We start from the raw sequence: 20,002 nt of genomic DNA, 5'->3' as shown, positions 1-20,002 counted from the left end.
GCGTACCCGGCGAGACGGGGCGTGGCGCAGCTTGGTAGCGCGCTTGCTTTGGGAGCAAGAAGTCGCAGGTTCAAATCCTGTCGCCCCGACCAGCTCAAAGGCCCCTCCTGGTGTGGGAGGGGCCTTCTGCTTGTCTAACTGCTTGACTGTGGCGTCAGACGTGGCTCGGAAGCCGGAGCTTTACCATGACGCGGACCGAGACCTAGATCACCACGAACCGTGTCCACGACTTCGTGGTAGCTGTCCACGACGACGTCTTGGGGATGCTGGTTGCCGGGAACAAGCTTGCGTGCGCGCAGTTCATACATGGTAAATCGGTAGAAGTCCACAACTTCCATGCACGTGTTGTAAACCTTGCTTGATCCAAGTAACGATACTCGCGCCATGACTTCGTCAGCCTCACGTTCCATCGGCGACATCGCTTCTAGGTTTTCCTCGCTCACGGGGTTCCCTCGAAGCATGTTCTCCACCTCCTCATAGAGAAGGGGTTCCCAACGTCCGAGGACTTGCGTGAGTCGGACGTATGCCTCAAAGCGTTCATCCCGCCAGTGGGCCTCTACGTCGCGCTCCTGGTCACGGTTCCACCGGAGCTCTTCGCGCTCCACCTCTCGCTGCCACCGGCGATCTTCCCGCCGGAAGCTTAGAAACTGTCCTGCTAGCACGCCCAGGATGCCGAGTACTGCAACAGCAATCGGAACCCATACAGAGACTTGTCCTGCTGGCATGTGCCAATGTTAGGCATGGGCGCGGGACCTGCGGTCGGAATGGCTGGCTCTGGTATGGGGCCACACACGAGGCGCGTGTCCCCATACCCGTCAAAGCCTGAAAATGTGATCCATAGCTACGGCCCCCGATTGGACTACCGGACGGATCTGCTTCCGGTAAACGGCTTCGGTCGTCGCTGTGCTGCTGTGACCGACCAGCCGGGAGATCTCTTCGAGCGGTAGCCCGTTGTCGGAGAGCAGGGACACGAAGCTGTGCCGCAGCTCTCGGGGCGTCCACTCCTTCGGATTCAGCCCGTCGGCATCCTTGATGACGTTGCGGAGCGCGCGGCGTACGTTGGCCGCGTCCAGCTCGGTTCCGGCCGTGGACGCGAATACCAGGCCGCTTGTCTTCCACGAGTCGCCCTGTGCCTTTCTCTGGATGCCCTGGAGCCCTCTGAGTACATCAACGCACCTCTTGGGCAGTGCCAGCGTGCGCCGGGACTTCCGGGTTTTGGTGTCCCCGCCCGCCCGTACGGAACGCCATACGGCCATATACGGCGGTACGGGCGGGTCCGCGTTCGGGAGCCCTGTCAGGTCCACGTGATCCCAGATGAGAGCTCTCAGCTCCTCTGTCCGCGCCCCGGTGAGGAGTGAGAGGACGATGTAGGCATGCATGCCGGTCCCCTCAGCGGCTCTGAGGACCGCGTCCGCTTGGGCGTACGTCATCGCCTTGGACTGTCGGCCTTCCTTGCCCGCGGTGACGCCACATAGTTCCACGACGTTCCGCTTGACCCTGTCGCGGGCCATCGCCCGCTTGACGGCTCGACTCAGGCAGGACCGAATGATCTGCAACGTCCGGGTGCTGAGGGTCTTGGCCCTGGCGGCGAGCCACTTGTCCACGTCTTCCGTACGAAGCTCGCGGAGCTTCCGCTTGCCCAGTGCGGGAATGATGTGCTTCTGGCACTCGGTGGCGTACAGGTCCACCGTGCTCTGTGCGCGCCCGCTGAGCCCGTAGGTCAGCCAGTCCATGACGGCCTGCTCTACGGTGTAGTCGCCCGGTACGGTGGTTAGGCCGTCTTCGTAGTCTCGGACGATCTCTTTGAGCTTGTTCTTGGCTTCAGTCTTAAGCCTTTCCGCTGCCTGTCTTGACGATGCGCTTCCGGCGGGGGTGTAGCCGACTGTCAGTGTGGCGATCCAGCGCTGGCGGCGGGCGTCCCAGTGCAACCCGCCGTCGCCTTTGCTGCGGCGTTTGGTCATCAGGCTGCTTTCTCGGCACTCTCCGACTTCTGCCGCGAGAACGGCATCCGTCAGGGCTACATCCCCATGTTCCTCGCGGGCTTCCCTGAGGCGGACACGTAGGCACGTGCGAGAAGCTTGAAGACCCCGACGCTCCGATCTGGTCCGAGGTCCACCTGACCAACGCTGAAGCCATGGGATGCGGGACCATCGCAGCGGACACCGAGACCGGCGGCATCCTGCCGCACATCCACACCACGCTAGGGCTCAAAGAGCGGTCCGCAGTAGGCCACACGAGCCACCTGCTGTCAGCTCGCGTGCAGTTCCTTACGGAAATGCTCGTAGTCGAGGTGGTCTCACCGTCCATGACGAGGCCCCGACAGCCGAGTCTCTATGACGTTCCGCTTCTTACATTCGGAGCTTGAGTCCATGTCATCGACTCCGCTGTCTAGATGTCCCCGCTGTCCCCGGTGTCCCTGAACTGCTTCTGACCAGCACAAAAACGGCCGATTTTGAGGGACACGCCACCACGTCGGGTGTCCCCGTTGTCCCTGCGCGCCGAGAAGCTCCCTAACAAGACCATGTTCGTCCGCACATCATGAACGTCAAGCTTCTTGCCTTAGGCGCCCTGCGACGCTCTCAGGAGGAGCAAGAGGCGCTACGCACGCGGCTCCAAGCTGCGTGCCAAGGCCACCGATGACTTCTAGATCACCTGGCGCGTCGTCCGGTGACGGTCCGACTTCGCAAGCCCCTTCCACCTGGCATTGCCGTCAGTGAACCGTCACCGCGCCCTCGCTATGCGACCTGTCCGCGAATTCATACTGTCCAGGCATGGCGGCCAAGAAGAAGAGCCACGTCAAAGGGCACTATCGGAAGCGGCCGGGCGGCGGACGCACATGGGTTCGGCCACACACCCGGAGCGTGCGCGGGACGCTCCTCGCAGGAGGCGCTGTGATGCTCGCAGTGCTCGTCGGCTGGGCGATGTTCGCCAAGGGTGAGGCGAAGGAACCCGGCGAGGCTCCGCAGCCTGCAGTCGCCTCCATCACGTCCTCTCCATAGCCCCTGGAGTCAGGGGAGGAGCAAAAGGCACTACGCGCGCCCTCCCTGCGCGCTGCGCGCGATGACGGCTGCAACATGTTGCAGCGCTTCTCCCGTGCGAAGCGCGGTTCGTGGAAGGGCGCGCGAAGCGCCTATCTGCTTGTCGTTCTGCTTGACAATCGGGGCGGACGGCCGCGCACACGGACGGACTCCAGCGGACGCTGAAAGTGTGTCTACCTAACGGCTGGCACATATAGAATATGAGTTCGATCTGATTTGGGAGAGAAGTCGCAGGTTCAAATCCTGTCGCCCCGACCAGCTCAAAGGCCACCTCGAACTCAGAGGTGGCCTTCTGCGTGACTACCGTCCCGCGCCGGCCAGGGTTCGGGGTCTATCTACGGACATATCGCGCTGGGCATGGAACGGCTGATCGCAAGGCCCTGGACCCGCAGCCGGGACGCGGTGTCCCGGCGGGGTGTCGTCGCCACCGGCTACGGGGTGGACTGACCGGTGTCTCCCGGCGGGGTCTCTTCGTCGGCACCCTCATCGGTGGCGGGATGTTCGCTGCGCCGCCTGCGTCCGTGGTACTCCGAGTCAGGGTCGCTCTCCGCCGGGGCGAAGGGGTCGAACGGGGAGGTCTCCGGGAGGTTGACGACGCTATTGCTTGGTTCGGAGCTGAAGAGCGACTCCAGGGGGCCGGGGGGATTGAGGGGCTCGAATGCTGGAGTCCAGGCGGCGGTCTCCTGAGGGTCCGTGGCGGAGCCGAGTACCGGCGAACTGTTCTCGGGTCGCGGGTTCTCCTGTCCGTAGCGTGCGTCGGGTAGGACATTTTCCCGTCGGTCAGCGGCGGCGGCCTCGATGGCTTCCAGGAGTTGCCGCCTCCACTGGTCGCCCTCGTCGGCCTCGGCGGTGCTGTGGTGGGGGGTGGACATGGATGGGATGGGTTCCACGTATCCGGCGGTGGCCAAGCGCGTCCTGTGGCGGGCCTTGGCCACAAGCACGGTGAGCACAGCCAGCAGGGCCGCCACGACCACCACGGCCGAGGTGATCATCGTTGGAGTGGACAAGCTCGGCAGCGGGTCGGTGACCGCGGCGTTGACGTGTGTGGGGAGTGCTCTTTGAGCCATGGTGCTGGACGACGTCGGCGTGGCTGGGGTGTCCTCCGCAATGGCGGGCTCGGTTGTGGAGCTCGTGGTTGGCATGGGCGAGGACGAAGTCGTGGTCGTCGCCTCAGCGGAGGTGGCGGCCGGCTCGGCTTCGGAGGTGGCTGTGGCTGACGGCGAGTCCGACGTCGTGGCGGTATCCGAGGGCGAGGGCGAGCCGGATGTTGTGGGGGTGGGGGTGGGGGTGACTGACGATGAATCCGACGGCGTAAAGGTGGGGGTGGATGACGGTGAGCCTGACGATGTAGGGGTGGCAGCGGGGGAGGACGAGTCCGACGCGGTGGCGGTGGGCGTGGAGGAAGGCGTATCGGAGGTGGGGGTGGCAGTCGGTGCATCTGAAGTTGGCCGTGGAGTAGCCGTGGTTGAAGATGCGTCGGATGCCGAGGTGGGTGTGTCTGAGGAGGGCGTCGGTGCGGTCGCGGATGGCGGCGTGTCCGAGGCGCGGGTCGGTTCAGGTGTGGGGCGGGTCGCGCTCGGCGACGGGTTGACGCCCTCGTGGTGGGAGCCGTTTCGGCTGGTGCCGTCTTCGTCGGGGCTCGCTGGGCCGGTCGGCTTCACCTGAGTGCCCTGACGGTTCTCGTGAGAATCCTGGCGGCCTCCGGCATCCGTAGGCGGTTGCTGAGAGCGCTGGCCCGCCGGCTGGCCCGCGTGGTCATCGGCTGCCTGTGGAGCGGTCGGGGCAGTTTGGTGCGTCATGGAGTCGTGGGACCTCCGGGACGAGGCCGGATTTACCCATACAGATCCTGACAGAAGTGATGACTATGGACTGATGTGGCTAAACCGGAAGCTTGTGGTAGGGCGAGAGTACCTCGCCGTTTCCGCAGGTCAAGTGCCTCTAAAGAGGTAGCTGGGGACTCCGTCAAGAGTAAAAGACCAGGTCAAGGACCGTGTCGGAAATATCGTATAACGGGAAGTATGTGTAGAAGATCTACCAATTTTCGTAGCCCCGCACCCGTCATCAGCAACCCGTAGACGCGTGGGCTCTCCATTTTGGAGATCGCCCGACATCAAGCTTCCCGGCCTTTCGCTCCAGGCGGCACCGAGAGACAACCTCGCGCCCGAGTTGGCCCGGGGAGTGAGTGACAAGCAGCGCGGACGATCATGGACGTGGGCGTACGCCAGGGCCCCGCTGACGTCTGTTCCAACAGCTCAACCCACGATCGAGCGCGCATTCGATCGATCCTCCTATATGTCGTCAAAGCCGCCGCCCGATGGGGCGGCGGCGCGGGCGTGCGGCCTCTCCTAGCCGGTTCGCCTCGACCGCTCCGCCGTACATCGACCGCAGACCCTGTGCCGTAAATAGGCATGAACCCTCGCATCCCGCAGTGTTACGCTCCGCACATCCCGACAACAGGCGCACGAGGGCGCCCGAGGCTTCGGCCGAACCGGTGGGTGTAAGAGGCGGTAGGCGGGAGGTCCGCGCGATCGAGGCGCACGACCGGCGCTCTGAGTAGTCCCCTCCGGACCTCGCCAAGCCCCAGGAGCCCACGGCGGATCGCGGACCTCTCCTCTGGAGCAGCGCTTGTCTAATGCCTCAAGACCTCTGACGCCGTCCGCTTGCCATTTGCCAGACGTCGCGGCCTTCTACGTCGCTCAAAGCGGCTTTTCCACGCCAGGCGGGCTGGCCACGCTCTATGCCGACCTGCCGATGGATCTGGCCCGGCTCGCAAGCATTGTCCGCGGTCTCATGATCCATCGATGGGAGGGCGACCGCTTCCGGTACGACATCCCGAGGGATCGGCTCCACAATGATGCCGAGACGCGCTATGCCGACGACATTCTGGCGATCATCGTCGGACGGAACGATGAGCCCTTGGCGCGGCGTCGCGAGCCTGATGACCGGTTCGTTGGGGTCTGCCGGGATTTCGCGCTGCTGTACTGCTCGTTCCTGCGTCACGTGGGGATACCCGCGCGTCTACGGTCCGGCTTTGCCGCCTATCTCGGCCCCGCAGGCTTCCATGTGGACCACATGGTTACGGAGTACTGGGACGATGAGCGTGGCTGGTGTTTGTCTGATCCGCAACTCGCCGACGTAATGATCGCTGAGCCGCTCCGGGTGGACATCGACCCCCTGGACATCCCGCGCGACCGCTTTCTCGTCGCAGGCAGAGCCTGGCGGATGCTTCGTACGGGTGAGGCGGATCCACGAGCCTTTGGGCTCCACTTTCCGGGCCGGATCATGTCCGGGGAGGGCTTCGTGGCCGGGAATCTGCTGCTCGACATCGCAGCGTTGAACAAGATGGAGACGCTGTTATGGGACGTCTGGGGCGCGATAGCCGACATCGACCATGGGATCACGGAAGCCGACAGGGAACTGTACGACCACATCGCGGCGCTGACGGCCGACGATGTGCCGTTCGGTGAGGTGCGGAAGGCGTTCGTGGAGAACGAGAGGCTGCGGACCCCGGCAACGGTGCTGTCGCTGGCGCCGTTCAACGGACCGCGCGACGTGACCCTCCGCGAGGAGGTCTTTGCGGATGTGTGACGCCGGGCGCGCCATGCCGTCCGCAGTCCTACTCCGCCACAGTGATCGACAAATGTTCGTCGAGGGCAGAGATGAGCCGGTCAGCCAACCCTGGGGCGGCGGCGGTGGCCCATCGCTGGGCGAGGTCGAGGAATCCGGTGAGTCGCTGTTGTGCCGTGGCGAGCAGGTCTGAGAGCTCGCTGCGAGTGATCTCGATGGGGACGCCCTGATCGTCTTGCCGGAGTTGGAGAATCTGGCCATTGTGGGTGACCTGTGGCGTGGGGTCGTGGCCGAGCCAGGTCTCTTGCCCGTGGACTACGCTCCACCAGTCGCGCCAGTTCTCCAAGCCGAAGCAGCACCCGGGCGAGACGTTGACATTCGTGGTGGTGTCGCGGAAACGCAGCCCACCCGGAGCGATGAGAACTTGCCTTTCGGCAAGATGCTGTTCCAGGTGGGCGTCGGTCATGCCGGCGGCGTGGACGACTGGGATGTGGTTGTAGCTGAAGATGACGGCCATGGCCGTTCCGACTTCGGCGGGGGACATCTGGCCGGAGAGAGCGAGCAGACGGTCACTCGACGGCTCTGCGATCGGCCAGGCCGTGAAGTCCACCGCGTCGTAGGTTTCCAAGACGACGTCGACGATGACCATGACCGCCAGTATCCAGTCATCCCGCGCATGGACGGCAACGAAATGTCGGAATCCGTGTCGCGGCTGTCATCCGGTTCAGGCCCCCAGAGAGTAATGACCGGTGATGGATGGATTCGCGGAGTATGTGACAGCTCGGTCGGGCCGGCTGCGCCGGATCGCCTACGTGCTCACCGGCGACTGGAGTACAGCCGATGACCTGGTGCAGACCACCCTGGCCAGGGCATGGCAGGCGTGGCGCCGCATCAAGGGCGACCCCGACCCGTACGTCTACCGCATCCTGACCAACACGCACGCCTCCTGGTGGCGCAGACGATGGCGCGGCGAGGTGCCCACGGAGTCGCTCCCCGACACGAGCGCCCGCGGCGACTTCGCCCGCGAGCTCAGTGAGAAGGACGCGCTCTGGACGGCGATCAGAGGGCTGTCGGACCGTCAGCGGGCGGTCATCGTCCTGCACTACTTCGAGGACCTGACGCTGCCGCAGTGCGCCGACGTGCTCGGCTGCTCTCTGGGCACGGTGAAGACCCAGCTCGGGCGGGCGCTGACGCGGCTGCGGGTGCATCCGACGATCCAGCTGATGGAGGTGGAGCAATGAACCATACCGAAGACGACCTGCGCGAGCTGCTCGTCGAACGTACGACGTACGGACCCGGAGGGGACATGGACGTGGCCGAGATCGTACGGAGAGGCAGGCGCGGCCGGTTCGCCCGGTGGAGCGTGGGCGCGGTGCTGGCGGGGGCCGCCGCGACCGCCGTGGTGTGGGTGCTGCCGGGGGCGGTGACGGCCCCGGCGCCCGTACCGGCGGCCCAGTTCGTCGTGTCGGCCGGCCCGTCGAGCGCGGCCTCCGCGCTACCGGCGCGCGTGCCCGATCCGCCGGCCACTCTGGACGGCCTGACCAGGGTCGCGGCTGTGATGAACTCGATGTCCGCGACCGGACATGACCTCCAGATCAAGCCGACCAGCCACGCCACCACCGTGGCCGTCATCTGTGCGAACCCGCGGTCGTGGGTGGTCACGGCCGTCAGGGGCAGCCGCGCGGGACAGGTCAGCCGGTGCCAGGGCGGCACGGCCCGGCACACCTACAACCGGCGGTCGCTCCCCTCCGGATGGTTGAACGGGAGCCAGTCCATCCGCGTATGGGTCTTCCCTCCCACCGAGCTCATCGGGCAGGCGTCACTGGACGGCTGCGCCGTGCCCGACAAGCGGAAGGGGACCTGCAACGGCAGGTACGCGGCCCAGGAGCTGATCAGGTACGACGTCGCCCTGGAATTGGCCGCCGACCTGGGAGCCAGGCCCGGAACGTGGTCCGCCGGGGTCTACGACAAGAGCTGAGGGAAATGACGCTTACCAGGAGTTCTATATCGCCATAAAGCATGACGTACTACCGTGGCGCGGTGCATTCGATCATTTCCCTCTTACTCACCGCGGCGGTAGCCGTGCCGGGCGCACCCGACAAGGGGCTCTCGGAGCCGGTGGCGGACCCGGTCTACCCCGCCTACGGCAACCCCGCGATCGACGTTCTCCACTACGGGCTGAAGCTGGACTGGAAGCCGTCCAAGCGCCTGCTCACCGGTACGGCCCGGCTCACCGTCAGAGCCGTCAAGAAGATAGACAAGATCTCGCTCGACTTCGGCCGCGCGTTGCGCGTGGACGGGGTGACGGTCGCCGGGAAGACGGTCAAGGCCCGGCACCCGGGTGACCACCTGGTCATTCCACTGGCGATGGCGGCGGACAAGCGGATCGAGGTGTCCGTCCGCTATCACGGTGTTCCCAAGCCTGTACGCACGGGGCAGTACCGGTCGGACACGAGCAAGCTCGGCTTGCGCTCGGCCGCCGACGGGTCGGCGTGGGCGCTGCAGGAGCCGTACGGGGCCTTCACCTGGTTCCCCGTGAACGACCACCCGTCCGACGAAGCCCGCTACGACGTGGCGGTCACAGTGCCGCGCGGGTGGGCCGCGGTGGCGCACGGACGCTTCGAAGGCCGTAAGGGGAACACCTACCTCTGGCGGTCGACCGAGTCGGTGGCCAGTTACGTCACGCTGCTCGCCGTCGATCGCTACCAGCGCTTCGACGCCAAGGGGCCGCGCGGGATCCCGATCACGTACTGGCTCCGCCGGGGTGACCGGAAGGAGTACCTCCCCGTCGTACGGCAGACGCCGGCGATCCTGCGCTGGCTGGAGAAGCGGCTCGGTCCCTACCCCTTCAACAGCGCGGGGGTGGTCGTCACCAGCGACTCCGGGATGGAGACCCAGCAGATGGTGACGCTGGCCCCCGAGTTCCTCACCGCCAATGTGGTGGCGCACGAGATGGCGCACCAGTGGTTCGGCGACGCGGTCACGCCCCGGACCTGGCGTGACGTCTGGCTGAACGAGGGCTTCGCGATGTACTTCGAGTGGGCGTGGTACGCCGACCACGGCGGCTCGAAGCTGGAGAGCTACCTCCGCGACGCCCGGGCGCTCGACGGGAGGCTGCGCAACCAGTTCGGGCCGCCCGGGCATTACCAGGCGAGCGCGTTCGGGGCGAGCAACGTGTACTACGGTCCCGCGGTGATGCTGCACGAGATCCGCAAGCGGCTCGGGGACGAGCGGTTCTTCGCGACCCTGCGTGCCTGGGTGCAGGAGCACAAGGGGACCACGCAGGACCGGGCGTCGTTCGTGAAGTGGCTGAACGAACGGACGGGCGACGACTTCACCGCCCTGGTCGACGACTGGCTCGACTCGCCGACCACACCGACCGCCCAGTAAGAGGGACTACCCCATGAGCCGCCGCACCCGTACATGCACGTGCGGGTGCGTGGCCATCAGGGAGCCCTTCTTCGTACGGCAGGCCACCAGCCCCAACGCCGGCACCCCGCGCCGCAGGTCGGTCAGCGGGATGCCGTCCTCCGCGTGCACCTTGAGCAGCGCCGAGGCGAGCAGCCCCGGCTGGCCGAGCAGGTCGGCGGCGGCGCGGTCGGCGGCCAGCTCCCTGGAGCGGCTGAGCCAGCGCAGCGGCAGGTGCGCGAGGTAACTGGCCAGCCCCGCGGCGGCCCCGCCCGTCAGGATCGCCAGCCCGACGAACAGCCCGAAGGGGAACTCCTCGAAGAACAACCCCGGAGCCTCCACCGCCGCCCGCCCTGTGCCCTTGGCGAACGCCGCCAGCGCGATCGCGAACGAGCTCGCCAGCGTCATCACCGCCACGTCACGGTGCTGGATGTGCGCGATCTCGTGGGCGAGCACCGCCGTCAGCTCGTCGGCCTCCAGACGGGCGCGCAGCCCTTCGGTGACGATGATCGTCGCGCTGCGCCGCGAGCGGCCGACCGTGTAGGCGTTCGGAGCGGGGGAGGGGCTGATCGCCAGCCGCGGCTTGGCCACGTCGCTCAGCGCACAGAGCCGATCGAGTACGGCGTGCAGCTCGGGCTCCTGCTCGGCCGTGACGTACCGGGCCCGGGTCATGCGCCGCGCCAGTACCTCGGTGTACCACCACTGCACGAGCAGAATGAGGGCCGCCCCGAGGGCGACGTACACGACCGGAATCCCGAGCAGCACCAGACCGGCCAGAACGGCCGAGTAGATGGCCGCGAGCAGGGCCATGGGGATGAGCATGCGCACCTTCGGAACCTCCAGCCGACGACGATGGGCCGGAAGGTCTCCCTCGCCACACAGGGCCCACCTGACCGGGCCGCGCGGGCCGTCATGACGATCAGGCGTGTTCGGAGGTACTCCCCTTCACTCCAAGAAAGAGTAATAAATCAGGAGTCAGTACGGAAGAGGGCCCACACGGCTTTGCCGCCACGAGCCAGCGGGTCCCAGCCCCAGCATTGGCTGTAGGTCTCGACGATGTAAAGGCCACGCCCGTTCTCGGAGATGAAGTCGGGCTCCTTGGGCGTGGGAATCTTGTCGCTCGGGTCGGCCACGGCCAGCAGCACGTGGGGGACGACCCGCATCAGCAGCAGCTGGATCTCTTGCCGGCCACGCGCGTACATCGCGTACCTGACCGCGTTCGTCACCAGCTCGGACACGACCAGGGCGGCGTCGTCGCCCAACTCTGGCAGGCCCCAGCCGCGTAACGTGGAACGGGTCACGTCCCTGGCGGTCTTCACGGAGTCGGCCTGGAAGGGCAGCGGACACGAGGTCGTGTACGGCTTGCCCGAGCTCAACAGGCTGTCGAACCCCACTTCACGGGTGATCTGCAGGCAATCGGCAGTGGCCAAAGGGTCCTCCACCATCCCGCCGATACCTCCCGATTGTTCCTGGGTTCGTGCATGTTTGGCCCAATATGCACTAGGCCATCATGGATCACGATCCCCGGCCGCTGCAAGACCCAAATGCACGTGCATGTGCAATGTGCAGCAGCATGAGCGGCTACGGGTAGGGGTATCCGAATCGGACACCAGGTTGAGACCTTGTCATACCCGGCAATGTGGTGTCACTGTGTGTGCGGACCTTGATAGGAGGCAGAGTGACGCAGAACCAGCCGGGTTCCGGCCCTACGGCGCTGCGCATCCTCCTGGGCTCCCAGCTGCGCAGGCTCAGGGAGGGGAAGGGCGTCACCCGCGAGGAGGCAGGCCACCTCATCAGGGGCTCCGAATCCAAGATCAGCCGCATGGAGCTGGGACGCGTCGGCTTCAAGGAGCGCGACGTGGCTGATTTGCTGACCCTTTACGGGGTGGTGGACACCCAGGCGCGCGCAGCCGTACTCGACCTGGTGGCCACGGCGAACGAGCCCGGATGGTGGCACCGGTTCAACGACATCCTGCCCACGTGGTTCCAGGCCTACGTCGGGCTCGAAGAGGCCGCGGCCAGGATCAGGACCTACGAGGTCCAGTTCGTGCCGGGGTTGTTACAGACCAAGGAATACGCCCGGGCGGTCGTCACGGCCGGCTCGGCAGGCATCGGCGCGGAGGAGATCGCCCGCAGGGTGGACCTCCGGCTCGAACGCCAGCGCATGTTCGACCGGCCCGACGGCCCGGTCTTCTGGGCGGTCATCGACGAGGCCGCGCTGCGCCGCCCCATCGGCGGCGCCGAGGTGATGCGGGCCCAGCTCGAACACCTCATCGACCTGATGCGCCAGCCCAACATCACCATCCAGGTCATGCCGTTCAGCTTCGGGGGCCACAGCGCCGAGGGCGGCGCGTTCAGCGTCCTGCGCTTCCCCGACCACGACCTGCCGGACGTGGTGTACGTCGAGCAACTCGCCAGCGCCCTCTACCTGGACAAACGCGAGGACGTCGACCGCTACACCGAGGTGATGGAGCGGCTCTGCGCCGTCAGCACGACGCCGGACGAGACCATCGAGCTCCTGCGGGTGATCGCCGAGGAGTTCTGAGGGTCGTCACGTCGTTGTTGGGTACGCATCTACCCTAGACTGGCGAACGGCGCTTGGATCCCGCCAAGGCGGAGCATGCCCAGCGCCGCTCATGTGGGCGCGGCGCGTGAGCCGTACCAAATCTGGACGCGCCCGCGATCACTCGAAGCTTGATCAAGGAGACCACCCCGTGAAGACCGCTGTCGAGGAGCTCAGCCCGACCAGGGTGAAGCTCACTGTCGAGGTGCCGTTCGAAGAGCTGCGCCCGAGCCTGGATGCGGCGTACAAGAAGGTCGCGCAGCAGGTGCGCGTCCCCGGGTTCCGCCCTGGCAAGGTTCCGGCCCGCATCATCGAGCAGCGCTTCGGCCGCGCGGTGGTGCTGGAGGAGACCCTCAACGACGCGGTGCCCAAGCTGTACGGTCAGGCCGTCGACGAGGTCGACCTCTTCCCGGTCAGCCAGCCCGACATCGAGATCACCAAGATCGAGGATGGCGAGCAGGTCGAGTTCACCGCCGAAGTCGACGTCCGGCCCGCCTTCGAGGTCCCCGACTACGCGGGCACCGAGGTCACGGTCGACTCCGCCGAGGTCGCCGACGCGGACATCGACGCCCAGCTCGACGCGCTGCGCCAGCGCTTCGCCACGCTGACCGGCGTCGAGCGCGCGGCCGCCGCCGGCGACTTCGTCGTCATGGACCTGCGCGCCGAGATCGACGGTGCCAACATCGAGGAGCAGCAGGCCAACGAGGTCTCCTACGAGGTCGGCGCCGGCTCCGTGCTGCAGGGTCTCGACGACGCCCTCGCGGGCATGTCCGCGGGCGACGAGAAGACCTTCAAGACCGAGCTGGTCGGCGGTGAGAACGCCGGTGAGGAAGCCGACGTCATCATCAACGTCAAGACGGTCAAGGAGAAGGTCCTGCCCGAGCTGGACGACGAGTTCGCCCAGCTGGCCAGCGAGTTCGACACGCTCGCCGAGCTGAAGGACAGCATCCGCGAGCAGGCCCGCCGCAACAAGCTGGTCGACCAGGTCGTCCAGGCCCGCGAGAAGGCCCTCGACTCGCTGCTCGACAAGATCGAGATGCCGATCCCCGACAGCGCGCTCAAGGCCGAGGTCGACGCCCGCAAGCACAACCTCGAGCACCAGATCGCCGAGAGCGGGCTCAGCCGCGACGCCTTCTTCCGCCTCTACCAGACGACCGAGGAGGAGCGCTTCGCCGAGTTCGACAGCAGCTCCGCCAAGGCCATCAAGGTCGGGTTCGTCCTCGACAAGATCGTCAAGAGCGAGGACCTGGGCGTCTCCGAGCAGGAGCTGACCAACTTCGTCGTCCGCCGCGCCATGGAGATGGGCGTCCAGCCCAACCAGCTGGCCCAGCACCTGGCCGACAACGACCAGCTGACGCTGGCGATGGTCGAGATCGTCCGTGACAAGGCCAAGTCCGTCATCGGCGACGCCGCCAAGGTGGTCGACACCGACGGCAACGAGGTCGACCTCAAGGCCATCTACACCGAGATCAACGGCGAGGAGCCCACCGAGGAGCCGGCCGACGAGCCGGCGGCCGAGGAGAAGGCCGACGCCTAGCCCCAGAAACGGCACCAAGCCCCCGATCCGGACGGTTCGGGGGCTTCGCGCTGCTCTGGGCGGCCTTACCTGCGCCGTCAGCGAACAGTAGGCAGACCGGGCATGAGCTGTGTGCCCCGCGCGTTAGGGTCACAAGCAAAGCCAATCGATTACGACGCATCGGAAGGTGACGCTGTGACCAGCCCGCCGACCTTCTATCAGCCTGAGTCGCGAGGCCGTGAGAACGGCTCGTCCTTCCGGCTTGAGGACCAGCTTTACCAGCGCCTGCTGCGCGAGCGCATCATCGTGCTGGGGCAGGAGGTCAACGACGAGATCGCCAACCGCATCTGTGCCGAGCTGTTGCTGCTCGCGGCCGACGATCCCGACCGTGACATCTGGCTCTACATCAACTCGCCTGGCGGGTCGGTGACCGCCGGCATGGCCATCTACGACATGATGGAATATGTGCCCAACGACGTGGCCACGGTCGCCATGGGGCTGGCCGCCTCCATGGGGCAGTTCCTGCTGTCGGCGGGCGCGAGAGGCAAGCGCTACGCGCTGCCCCACGCGCGCATCATGATGCACCAGCCGTCCGGTGGCATCGGCGGCACCGCCGCGGACATCGCCATCCAGGCGGAGCAGATGCTCTATGTGAAGAAGACTCTGGCCGAGCGGATCGCGCACCACACGGGCCAGTCGCTCGACCAGATCGAGTCCGACTCCGATCGAGACCGCTGGTTCACGGCCGAAGAGGCCAAGGACTACGGCTTCATCGACCACGTCGTGCGCAGCGCGAGGCAGGTGCCCTCGCAAGGCGCCGTCTCCTAGGGGAGTTGAAGTGAACATCGAAAGCCGGTACGTTCTCCCCTCCTTCGTCGAACGCACGTCCTATGGCGTGAAGGAGATGAATCCGTACAACAAGCTCTTCGAGGACCGCATCATCTTCCTCGGAGTGCAGATCGACGACGCGTCGGCCAACGACGTGATGGCTCAGCTGCTGACGCTGGAGTCGCTCGATCCCGACCGTGACATCAGCATCTACATCAACTCGCCGGGTGGCTCCTTCACCGCCATGACGGCGATTTACGACACGATGCAGTTCGTCCGGCCGGAGATCCAGACCGTCTGCCTGGGGCAGGCCGCCTCCGCCGCGGCCGTGCTGCTGGCCGGCGGGACTCCCGGCAAGCGGTTCGCGCTTCCCAACGCCAGGGTGCTCATCCACCAGCCGTCCACCGAGGGCGGCGGCCAGGGAAGCGACATCGAGATCCAGGCCCGCGAGATCCTTCGCATGCGCTCCCTCCTGGAGGAGATCGTGGCGAAGCACTCCGGAAAGCGCCCTGCGGAAGTCCGAAAGGACATCGAACGCGACAAAATTCTCAACGCGGACGAGGCAAAGGCGTATGGTCTGATCGACGACATCATCCCGTCGCGGAAGAAACGAGCTCAGGCCGTCGCTTCCTGATGAGATGTGACGCACCGGAGCGCTGCCCAATAGGGCACGTTCCGGTGCGACTCGCCGCCAGGGGGCTCACTGAGGGCCCAGAAGACGGTAACGTCGAAACCTGAGCGGTTCGGACCCGGTCCGGAGGATACGGATCGCGGGAGCAGGGCGGTCCCACGCAAAGGAGTATCTGGGGTGGCACGCATCGGCGACGGGGGAGACCTGCTGAAGTGCTCTTTCTGCGGGAAGAGCCAGAAGCAAGTCAAGAAGCTCATTGCCGGTCCAGGCGTCTACATCTGCGATGAGTGCATCGATCTCTGCAACGAGATCATCGAAGAGGAGCTCTCGGAGTCCTCTGAGCTCAAGTGGGACAACCTGCCCAAGCCGAGGGAGATCTACGAGTTCCTCGACGCCTACGTCATCGGTCAGGACAAGGCGAAGAAGGCGCTCTCGGTGGCGGTCTACAACCACTACAAGCGGGTGCAGTCCGGCGACCGAGGTAGAGACGACGGTCTAGAGCTGGCCAAGAGCAACATCCTGCTGCTCGGCCCCACGGGCTCGGGCAAGACGCTGCTCGCGCAGACGCTGGCGAAGATGCTCAACGTGCCCTTCGCCATCGCCGACGCCACCGCGCTCACCGAGGCGGGCTACGTCGGCGAGGACGTCGAGAACATCCTGCTCAAGCTGATCCAGGCCGCCGACTACGACGTCAAGAAGGCCGAGACCGGCATCATCTACATCGACGAGGTCGACAAGATCGCTCGCAAGAGCGAAAACCCGTCGATCACCCGCGACGTCTCCGGTGAGGGCGTCCAGCAGGCGCTGCTCAAGATCCTGGAGGGCACGACCGCGAGCGTGCCGCCGCAGGGCGGGCGTAAGCACCCCCACCAGGAGTTCATCCAGATCGACACGACGAACGTGCTGTTCATCTGCGGCGGTGCCTTCGCCGGTCTGGAAAAGATCATCGAGTCGCGCATCGGCAAGAAGGGCATCGGCTTCAACGCCATCATCCGGTCGAAGGAAGAAGTCGACATGGCCGACATCTTCTCCGACGTGATGCCCGAGGACCTGTTGAAGTTCGGCATGATCCCCGAGTTCGTCGGCCGTCTGCCGGTCATCACCTCGGTGCACAACCTCGACCGCGAGGCGCTCATCCAGATCCTCACCGAGCCGCGCAACGCGCTGGTCAAGCAATACCGCAAGCTGCTCGAGCTCGACGGCGTGGAGCTGGAGTTCACCGACGGCGCGCTCGAGGCCATCGCCGACCAGGCGATCCTGCGCGGCACCGGCGCGCGCGGCCTGCGCGCCATCCTCGAAGAGGTGCTCCAGTCGGTGATGTACGAGGTGCCGTCGCGCCAGGACGTGGCCCGCGTGGTCATCACCCGCGAGTCGGTGCTCGAACACGCCATCCCGACGCTCGTACCCCGCGACCAGCTCGCCGCGAAACAGCAGCGCACGCCGCGGGAAAAGTCCGCCTGATCCTTCCCTTACGGCAAGCGCCCCGCGGAGACAAACTCCCTGGGGCGTTTCGCTTTCCACCACCTCCCTAGAATTGGTCACTGTGACAACGCCAGAGCTGCCCACCCAGTACACCCCGGCCGACGTCGAGACCCGGAGCTACGAGCGCTGGGTATCCGAAGGCTATTTCCACGCAGACCCGGGCAGCCCGCGCGAGCCGTACAGCATCGTCCTCCCCCCGCCCAACGTGACCGGCGTCCTGCACATCGGGCACGCGCTCGACCACTCCATCCAGGACGCGCTCACCCGCAGGGCCCGCATGCAGGGCCGCGAGACGCTGTGGCTGCCCGGCATGGACCACGCCGGCATCGCCACCCAGAACGTCGTCGAGCGCGAGCTGGCCAAGGAGGGCCTGTCGCGCCACGACCTCGGGCGTGAGGCGTTCGTGGAGCGTGTCTGGCAGTGGAAGGAGGAGTCCGGCGGCCGGATCCTCGGCCAGATGCGCAAGCTCGGCGACGGTGTCGACTGGGAGCGCGAACGCTTCACCATGGACACCGGCCTCTCGCGGGCCGTCCAGACCATCTTCAAGCGGCTCTTCGACGACGGCCTGATCTACCGGGCCGAACGCATCATCAACTGGTGCCCCCGCTGCCTCACCGCGCTGTCCGACATCGAGGTCGAACACAGCGAGGACGACGGCGAGCTCGTCTCCATCCGCTACTCCGACGAGATCGTGGTGGCGACCACCCGCGCGGAGACCATGCTCGGCGACACCGCCGTGGCCGTGCACCCCTCCGACGAGCGCTATGCCCATCTGATCGGCACGCTCGTCGAGGTGCCGCTCACCGGCCGACAGATCCCCGTGGTCGCCGACGAGCACGTCGATCCGGCCTTCGGCACCGGCGCGGTCAAGGTGACGCCGGCCCACGACCCCAACGACTTCGAGATCGGTCGGCGGCATTCGCTGCCGTCGCTGACCATCATGGACGAGCGCGGCGTGATCACCGCGCACGGACCGTTCGAGGGGCTCGACCGGTTCGAGGCGCGACCCGCCGTGGTCGCCGCGCTGCGCGCCGAGGGCAGGATCGTCGCCGAGAAGCGCCCCTACGTCCACTCGGTCGGCCACTGCTCGCGCTGCAAGACGGTGGTCGAGCCGAGGCTGTCGCTGCAGTGGTTCGTCAACGTCTCGCCGCTGGCCAAGGCCGCCGGCGACGCGGTGCGCGACGGGCGCACCCGCATCCACCCGCCCGAGCTGGCCAAGCGCTACTTCGACTGGGTGGACGACATGCACGACTGGTGCATCTCGCGCCAGCTGTGGTGGGGGCATCGCATCCCGGTCTGGTACGGCCCGGCCGGCGAGGTCGTGTGCGTGGGCCCCGACCAGGATCCGCCCGCCGGCTACGTCCAGGACGCCGACGTGCTCGACACCTGGTTCTCCTCGGGCCTGTGGCCGTTCTCCACGCTCGGCTGGCCGGACGCGACACCGGAGCTCGCGCGCTTCTACCCGACCTCCGTGCTGGTCACCGGCTACGACATCCTGTTCTTCTGGGTCGCGCGCATGATGATGTTCGGCCTGTACGCCATGGACGGCGAGCCGCCTTTCCGCGTGGTGGCGCTGCACGGCATGGTTCGCGACCAATACGGCAAGAAGATGTCCAAGTCGTTCGGCAACGTGGTCGACCCGCTCGACTGGATCGAGCGCTTCGGCGCCGACGCCACGCGCTTCACGCTGCTGCGCGGCGCCAACCCCGGCGCCGACGTCGCGGTGAGCGAGGAGTGGGCGGGCGGCTCGCGTAACTTCTGCAACAAGATCTGGAACGCCACCCGCTTCGCGCTGATGAACGGCGCGACCACCGGCTCCCTCGACGGCCTGGACCTGACGGCGGCCGACCGGTGGATCCTGTCCCGGCTCCAGAGCGTGATCTCCACGGCCGACGCGGCCTTCGAGGAGTTCGAGTTCGCCAAGGCGTCCGACCTGCTCTACCACTTCGCGTGGGACGAGGTCTGCGACTGGTACCTGGAGCTGGCCAAGATCCAACTCGGTGAGGGGCTGGAGCACACGCGGCTCGTGCTGGGTCACGTGCTCGACACACTGCTGCGGCTGATGCACCCGCTGGTGCCGTTCGTGACCGAGGAGCTGTGGCGAGCCGTCACGGGCGGCGAGTCGGTCGCCGTGGCAGCATGGCCGCAGGTCGATGCCGCCCGGACCGATCCGGCGGCCGAGGCGGAGATCGTCGCTCTGCAGGAGCTGGTGACGGAGGTGCGCAGGTTCCGTTCGGATCAGGGGCTGAAGCCCGGTCAGAAGGTGGCCGCGCGGCTCGGACTGACCGGCACGGCTCTCGCGGGGCAGGAAGGGGCCATCCGCTCACTCCTGCGGCTCACGGAGCCGTCTGACGCCTTTTCCGCCACTGCCCGCTTCACTGTGGGCGGGGTGACCGTGGAGATCGACACCGCCGGCGCCATCGACGTGGCGGCCGAACGCAAGCGGCTGGAGAAGGATCTGGCGGTCGCGCGCAAGGAGGCGGCTCAGGTCGCGGCCAAGCTCGGCAACGAGCAGTTCATGGCCAAGGCGCCCGAAGATGTCGTCGCCAAGGTCAGAGGGCGTGCCGAGCAGTCGGCGGCCGACATCGTGCGGCTCGAGGCGCAGCTCGCCGGCTTGGGTGTTTGAGCGAGACACACCGGGGGAAGACCTATTCGTTACCGAAGTTGGGTCTTCTCCCGCACCAGGACTGCTAGAGTCTTCAACGCGGGGCAAGTTAGCCCGGCAAAACCCAGTGATCTCTCCCGAACTTCAGGCTGTGTCCACATGTGATTGGACATAAGTCAGAACTTCAGGTAAGTTAGCAGGGTTGCCCGGAACGTACCGGATTGGCCGATTTGACAAGGATCGCGCGGATCTGATAAACTGGGCAAGAGGAAATGTGCGCCTCTCGCAGGTTGGGGAGTACGCGTCCGTTTCTTGAGAACTCAACAGTGTGTTAAAAGCCAGTGCATGATGCACAACCCCGTCA

The 20,002-nt window shown here is 66.2% G+C and carries 17 protein-coding genes and 2 tRNA genes; 13 read left to right on the top strand and 6 right to left on the bottom strand.

The window, feature by feature from the left end:
- The first annotated feature begins 15 nt into the window (after window positions 1-15).
- Window positions 16-92: transfer RNA gene (locus AB0B64_RS36160), tRNA-Pro, on the top strand.
- Between the two features lie 42 nt (window positions 93-134).
- Here AB0B64_RS36160 and AB0B64_RS36155 read toward each other — a convergent pair.
- Together AB0B64_RS36155 and AB0B64_RS36150 are read right to left on the bottom strand one after the other, a co-directional pair.
- Complete coding sequence (locus AB0B64_RS36155) at window positions 135-725, bottom strand: hypothetical protein (RefSeq protein ID WP_357953456.1); 591 nt, start codon at window positions 723-725, stop codon at window positions 135-137.
- A gap of 90 nt (window positions 726-815) precedes the next feature.
- The gene (locus AB0B64_RS36150; protein WP_358183106.1) at window positions 816-1,961 is read right to left on the bottom strand and encodes a site-specific integrase; all 1,146 of its coding nucleotides are present in this window, start codon (window positions 1,959-1,961) and stop codon (window positions 816-818) included.
- Window positions 1,962-3,158: 1,197 nt separating this feature from the next.
- On the opposite strand from AB0B64_RS36150, the gene AB0B64_RS36145 reads away from it, so the two are divergent.
- A tRNA-Pro gene (locus AB0B64_RS36145) sits at window positions 3,159-3,296 on the top strand.
- 173 nt (window positions 3,297-3,469) lie between these two features.
- Here AB0B64_RS36145 and AB0B64_RS36140 read toward each other — a convergent pair.
- Window positions 3,470-4,105 carry a hypothetical protein gene (locus AB0B64_RS36140; protein WP_358183103.1) on the bottom strand — a complete coding sequence of 212 codons (636 nt, stop codon included), beginning with the start codon at window positions 4,103-4,105 and terminating at the stop codon, window positions 3,470-3,472.
- Between AB0B64_RS36140 and AB0B64_RS36135 the strand changes: the two genes are divergently transcribed.
- Both AB0B64_RS36135 and AB0B64_RS36130 read left to right on the top strand, forming a co-directional pair.
- The gene (locus AB0B64_RS36135; RefSeq protein ID WP_357953450.1) at window positions 4,104-4,703 is read left to right on the top strand and encodes a hypothetical protein; all 600 of its coding nucleotides are present in this window, start codon (window positions 4,104-4,106) and stop codon (window positions 4,701-4,703) included. The two genes, AB0B64_RS36140 and AB0B64_RS36135, sit on opposite strands and share 2 nt — an antisense overlap.
- 1,002 nt (window positions 4,704-5,705) lie before the next feature.
- Window positions 5,706-6,626, top strand: a complete 921-nt coding sequence (locus tag AB0B64_RS36130; RefSeq protein ID WP_357953449.1) for a transglutaminase-like domain-containing protein — start codon at window positions 5,706-5,708, stop codon at window positions 6,624-6,626.
- A gap of 28 nt (window positions 6,627-6,654) precedes the next feature.
- Here the strand turns inward: AB0B64_RS36130 and AB0B64_RS36125 are convergent, their stop codons facing one another.
- On the bottom strand, window positions 6,655-7,254 hold the full coding sequence (locus AB0B64_RS36125; protein WP_357953447.1) for a hypothetical protein: 600 nt from the start codon (window positions 7,252-7,254) through the stop codon (window positions 6,655-6,657).
- 103 nt (window positions 7,255-7,357) lie between these two features.
- On the opposite strand from AB0B64_RS36125, the gene AB0B64_RS36120 reads away from it, so the two are divergent.
- From AB0B64_RS36120 to AB0B64_RS36110, 3 genes are read left to right on the top strand one after another with little or no spacing between them, the layout of a single operon-like run.
- Window positions 7,358-7,846: a SigE family RNA polymerase sigma factor gene (locus tag AB0B64_RS36120; protein WP_357953446.1), complete on the top strand. Its 489-nt coding sequence runs from the start codon at window positions 7,358-7,360 to the stop codon at window positions 7,844-7,846.
- Window positions 7,843-8,583: a hypothetical protein gene (locus AB0B64_RS36115; RefSeq protein WP_358183099.1), complete on the top strand. Its 741-nt coding sequence runs from the start codon at window positions 7,843-7,845 to the stop codon at window positions 8,581-8,583. Before AB0B64_RS36120 ends, AB0B64_RS36115 begins: the two co-directional genes overlap by 4 nt.
- A gap of 41 nt (window positions 8,584-8,624) precedes the next feature.
- Entirely contained in the window at window positions 8,625-9,995 is a 1,371-nt protein-coding gene (locus AB0B64_RS36110) for a M1 family metallopeptidase (RefSeq protein ID WP_358183096.1), read from the top strand.
- Window positions 9,996-10,001: 6 nt separating this feature from the next.
- Here AB0B64_RS36110 and AB0B64_RS36105 read toward each other — a convergent pair whose 3' ends face one another.
- Both AB0B64_RS36105 and AB0B64_RS36100 read right to left on the bottom strand, forming a co-directional pair.
- Window positions 10,002-10,835 carry a M48 family metalloprotease gene (locus tag AB0B64_RS36105; protein WP_357953440.1) on the bottom strand — a complete coding sequence of 278 codons (834 nt, stop codon included), beginning with the start codon at window positions 10,833-10,835 and terminating at the stop codon, window positions 10,002-10,004.
- Between the two features lie 146 nt (window positions 10,836-10,981).
- Window positions 10,982-11,443, bottom strand: a complete 462-nt coding sequence (locus AB0B64_RS36100) for an ATP-binding protein (RefSeq protein ID WP_358183093.1) — start codon at window positions 11,441-11,443, stop codon at window positions 10,982-10,984.
- 248 nt (window positions 11,444-11,691) lie between these two features.
- On the opposite strand from AB0B64_RS36100, the gene AB0B64_RS36095 reads away from it, so the two are divergent.
- The 6 genes from AB0B64_RS36095 to AB0B64_RS36070 all read left to right on the top strand — a co-directional run bounded on the left by AB0B64_RS36095 (window position 11,692) and on the right by AB0B64_RS36070 (window position 19,659).
- Entirely contained in the window at window positions 11,692-12,558 is an 867-nt protein-coding gene (locus tag AB0B64_RS36095) for a helix-turn-helix transcriptional regulator (protein ID WP_225292604.1), read from the top strand.
- A 169-nt stretch (window positions 12,559-12,727) separates the two neighbouring features.
- On the top strand, window positions 12,728-14,113 hold the full coding sequence (tig, locus tag AB0B64_RS36090; protein ID WP_358183090.1) for a trigger factor: 1,386 nt from the start codon (window positions 12,728-12,730) through the stop codon (window positions 14,111-14,113).
- A 174-nt stretch (window positions 14,114-14,287) separates the two neighbouring features.
- A complete protein-coding gene (locus tag AB0B64_RS36085; protein WP_357953434.1) occupies window positions 14,288-14,920 on the top strand; it encodes an ATP-dependent Clp protease proteolytic subunit in 633 nt (210 codons plus the stop codon).
- Window positions 14,921-14,930: 10 nt separating this feature from the next.
- On the top strand, window positions 14,931-15,554 hold the full coding sequence (locus AB0B64_RS36080; protein ID WP_214637437.1) for an ATP-dependent Clp protease proteolytic subunit: 624 nt from the start codon (window positions 14,931-14,933) through the stop codon (window positions 15,552-15,554).
- Window positions 15,555-15,728: 174 nt separating this feature from the next.
- Window positions 15,729-17,012: an ATP-dependent Clp protease ATP-binding subunit ClpX gene (clpX, locus tag AB0B64_RS36075; RefSeq protein ID WP_225292608.1), complete on the top strand. Its 1,284-nt coding sequence runs from the start codon at window positions 15,729-15,731 to the stop codon at window positions 17,010-17,012.
- An 82-nt stretch (window positions 17,013-17,094) separates the two neighbouring features.
- Window positions 17,095-19,659, top strand: a complete 2,565-nt coding sequence (locus AB0B64_RS36070; RefSeq protein WP_358183087.1) for a valine--tRNA ligase — start codon at window positions 17,095-17,097, stop codon at window positions 19,657-19,659.
- The last annotated feature ends 343 nt before the right edge of the window (window positions 19,660-20,002 follow it).

This window comes from Nonomuraea sp. NPDC049129, assembly GCF_040648495.1.
In the GTDB taxonomy this organism is placed as follows: domain Bacteria; phylum Actinomycetota; class Actinomycetes; order Streptosporangiales; family Streptosporangiaceae; genus Nonomuraea.
Note: the sequence above shows the minus strand (reverse complement) of the source record. Positions and strands in the feature narration are given on the sequence as shown.